The sequence below is a fragment of the Algoriphagus aquimarinus genome, assembly GCF_900112005.1.
Lineage (GTDB): Bacteria > Bacteroidota > Bacteroidia > Cytophagales > Cyclobacteriaceae > Algoriphagus > Algoriphagus aquimarinus.
In genome coordinates this window covers 1-3,930 of sequence record NZ_FOKK01000038.1, presented here as the reverse complement: position 1 = coordinate 3,930, position 3,930 = coordinate 1, and the positions used below count along the sequence as shown (strand labels likewise).

4 protein-coding genes are annotated in these 3,930 nt (G+C 40.2%); all 4 read right to left on the bottom strand.

What is annotated here, in order from left to right; genetic code table 11:
* Nucleotides 1-228 precede the first annotated feature (228 nt).
* The 4 genes from BM291_RS21825 to BM291_RS21810 all read right to left on the bottom strand — a co-directional run bounded on the left by BM291_RS21825 (nt 229) and on the right by BM291_RS21810 (nt 3,795).
* Nucleotides 229-825 (bottom strand): 3-keto-disaccharide hydrolase, encoded by a 597-nt coding sequence (locus BM291_RS21825; protein ID WP_092902139.1) that lies wholly within the window; start codon nt 823-825, stop codon nt 229-231.
* Between the two features lie 122 nt (nt 826-947).
* Complete coding sequence (locus tag BM291_RS21820) at nt 948-1,712, bottom strand: 3-keto-disaccharide hydrolase (protein WP_092902136.1); 765 nt, start codon at nt 1,710-1,712, stop codon at nt 948-950.
* A 216-nt stretch (nt 1,713-1,928) separates the two neighbouring features.
* Nucleotides 1,929-2,729: an ABC transporter substrate-binding protein gene (locus tag BM291_RS21815; RefSeq protein WP_245786944.1), complete on the bottom strand. Its 801-nt coding sequence runs from the start codon at nt 2,727-2,729 to the stop codon at nt 1,929-1,931.
* 1 nt (nt 2,730) lies between these two features.
* Nucleotides 2,731-3,795 carry a M42 family metallopeptidase gene (locus BM291_RS21810; protein WP_092902133.1) on the bottom strand — a complete coding sequence of 355 codons (1,065 nt, stop codon included), beginning with the start codon at nt 3,793-3,795 and terminating at the stop codon, nt 2,731-2,733.
* Nucleotides 3,796-3,930: the final 135 nt, after the last annotated feature.

The window sequence follows — 3,930 nt, the reverse complement described above, 5'->3', positions numbered from 1 at the left end:
TTTAATTTTTCAATACTTTCTGAGCCTTACGACTCTTCCCTTTTCCTCAGCCGTTCGCGTTGTTTGGGAGTGCAAATATCTACCTTTTATTCTTAGGAGCAATAGAAATGTTAGAGATTTAACTCGTTTTGACATAAAGTACTGATAGAGACGGGGAAAAGTTTCCACAAAATATAAATGCCCTGATGACTCAATCATCAGGGCATTTCATCTATAGCTTTTGGCCTATTAAAGCTTTTTCAAAACAATGTTTCGCCAGTAAACCTTAATTCCTCCGCCATCATGGATCTGAAGGTTAATTCCACCTTTTCCTTCTCCAATTTTAGCGTCAGAGAAGTTCACCATCTCCACTCCATTCAAGTAAGAAGTAACATTATCACCTTTGACAACAATCTTCATTTTATTCCATTCACCGAACTTCAAGTTCTTGTCTTTCTCTGGATCTGGCTTTACCAACCAGCCTCTACCATATGATTCGTAGATCCCACCAGTGTCATGACCAGGAGGCGCAACCTCTACTTGCCAACCCGAAACTTTTGTTCCTTCTACAGTAGATCTGATAAATACACCAGAATTTCCATTTGCCTCTTGTTTGAATTCGAGATTAATTTCAAAATCATCGTACTCCTCATCAGTCCCTAAATAACCGTATCCTTTATCCGGACCACTTTCAGAAATCAACAATCCATCTTCTACATACCATTTTTCAGTTCCATAAACAGTCCAACCTGAAAGGTCCTTACCATTAAAGAGTTTTACTTTCTTCTGCGCATACGCAAAATTCACAGATGCTACCAACAACATCACCACTAATACCTTTTTCATACGTTTATAATTTGTCTTTCAAATGTAATCCCGATAGCTATCGGGAGGAATCTCGCTTGATTGTAATCAAACTTCTGCATGAAGCTTGGAGTCATGCCTGTCTGCCTCAGGCAAGCTCGATTTTATAGTTTTCTAATTTTAATGTTTTTGAACCAAGTCTCTGCACCATGGTCTTGAAGTGAAATCAAACCAGTTTTTGAAATTGCATAATCAGGAAAGTCATTCCACTTACCTGAATTACGCGCAGCTGTCCATGCTTCAGAGTAAGGGACAAACTCAACAGTCTGCTGTCCATTCAAATAATAGCTAGATCCTTCTTCTGAGAAAATGATTTTAGAAGTATTCCACTCCCCTGCTGGCTTAACAACTCCTTCGTAGTTCGGCTCAGTCATCGCATAATCCGCGCCAATTGACTGCCACTTCTCCAATGGATCAGCAAAACCCAATTGATCAATCATCTGATATTCTGGTCCTGTTTCATACGGAGCATCGTATTTTGGATCTTCTACTACATGATAAAGCACCCCGCTATTTCCCCCGGGAGCTATTTTCCATGTCCACTCCATCTCAAACTGCTCAAATTCAACCGGACCAAAAACGATATCTCCTCCGATATCACCGCCTTTGCCCAATGCTTTCAAAGCTCCGTCTTCTACTGTCCAGCCATCTGACGGGAAACTATCCCCGTTAAAGGATCTCCAACCATCTGTATTGGTTCCGTCGAAAAGAAGCATCCAGCCATTAGCCTTTTCTTCCTCCGATAGTGAATTCTCTGCTACCAGAACTTCCTCTACAATCGTCTCCGTCACTGAGTCATCTGCTGGCTTTGGCCCACATGACCAAACCAAGGCGATTAATGCTACCCATGCATATTTTGTATTTTTCATATGTTTTTAATTGTTTTCTAAAGGACATATGGAATCTCGCTTAGAAAGTAATCACTTCAATGTGATGCTTGAATCTTGCTCGATCTCATATTATTATAAGTTTCAAATTAATTGGACTCAAAAGTTAATTGATTTTTTTAATAAAGTCTCTCGTGTAAATAAATTTTTTCACGAGCGGTAATAACGAAATTCAGCTACACTATATATATACAGTGTTTATAAATTTTCGCAATATCCTTTTGCCCTTAGCAACCTACTTCCATACCATGAGAAGATCTCGCCATCTACTAATCGGATTTTAGTTTTCGGCAAATGCAAGTGGAAAGACTGTATGTGCGACTCTTTAAATGGGAAAGGCTCTGAACTCAGTAAAAGGTGATCAGGATTAAGATTAATTAGGTCTTCATTTGTGAGCTGTGGGTAGCGTGAGGTTTGAATCAAATTATCAAAACCAGCAAAATCCAGCATCTCATTAATAAAGGTGTCTGCTCCAGCCACCATAATTGGATCTTTCCAAATCAAATAAATGGCAGTTCCCTTTTTGGATAACGGCAGAGCAAAGTCTGAATTCAACTGCTTGACCATGTCTTCAGCCCTCTCTTCCACTCCTAGCATTTCTCCAAAACTCCCAATCATATCCAAACTATCCTTCAGCGTATAGATATCACTCATCCAAACAGGAAACTTTCCCATCAGCCCCTCAATCCCTTCCTGCTTATTCTCCTCCTTGTTACCAATAATCAAATCCGGCTTCAAAGATTCGATAACCTCCATTCTGTAATTCTTGGTGCCTCCGACTAGGGTTTTACGTTTTTTCAAGCCTTTGGGATGAACACAAAATTTGGTCACTCCTACGATTCTTTCCTCCAAACCTAAATCAACCAATAGCTCAGTCTGCGAAGGAACAAGTGAAATGATCCGCTGAGGAGGATTCTCAATGAAAATGCTTCGATTAAGTTGATCTAAATATTCCATATCAAAAGAACGCCCCACAGTCATCATGCCTGTGGGTCTCATACTATTTTATGTATCTAAAATCGAAAGTCGGATCAAAATCTATCAAAAACTCATACATCAAATTGATCACCTGCTCGATATCCTCCTTACTCGCAGTCTCTACAGTGGTGTGCATGTATTTCAAAGGAAGTGAAATCAAAGCCGACGGCACTCCCTCATTAGAATATGCAAAAGCGTCCGTATCTGTTCCTGTCCCTCTAGATGCAGCGGCTCTTTGGAAAGGAATCTCATTCTTTCTCGCTGTTGCTATAATCAAATCCAACAACTTTTTGTGAACCGAAGCTCCTACTGGTAAAACAGGCCCTTTGCCTGCGGATAAATCTCCACTTACCACCTTATTATATAGAGGTGCAGTGGTATCGTGACAAACGTCTGTGATAATTGCTGCATTCGGCTTAATGTTCGCAGCGATCATCTGAGCTCCACGAAGACCTATTTCCTCTTGCACTGCATTTACTATATAGAGTCCAAATGGTAATTTCTTCCCTGACTCTTTGATTCGCTTGGCTACCTGAGCAATCATGTAACCCCCAATTCTATTGTCGAGTGCTCTTCCAGAATAGAATTTCCCGTTCAATTCGGTTAACTCATCCTTGAAGGTGATCACGCAGCCCACGTGAATACCCATTTCCTCCACTTCATCCTTGGTTCTAGCACCCACATCGATGAAAATATTATCTAATGTAGGGGCATCTTCTTTTCCCTCTTTTCTCACATGGATAGCTGGCCAGCCAAAAACCCCTGGAAGTATTCCTTTATCAGTATGGATATTCACGCGCATAGATGGAGCGATCATATGATCCGAACCTCCATTGCGACGCACATATATATAGCCATCGTCTTTGATGTAATTCACAAACCAACTTATCTCATCAGCATGTGCTTCGATGACGAACTTGTAATCTGCTTTAGGATTGATGACTGCAACAGCCGTTCCGTAGTTATCAGTGAAATACTCATCCACAAACGGCTTGACATAATCCAGCCAAATCTGCTGTCCTGATGCTTCGAAGCCTGTTGGGGAGGCGTTGTTTAGGTATTTATATAAAAAGGTATTCGAATCCATTGAGAATTGTATTTGAAAATTGATAATTGATAATTGAATATATGACTATTCGTAATGTTGCACGTAAGGATAAACAGAAGCTATAATTAGTCTATTGAATAGCTGTTCACCAAAATATCTTCTGTTGAGCTTGTA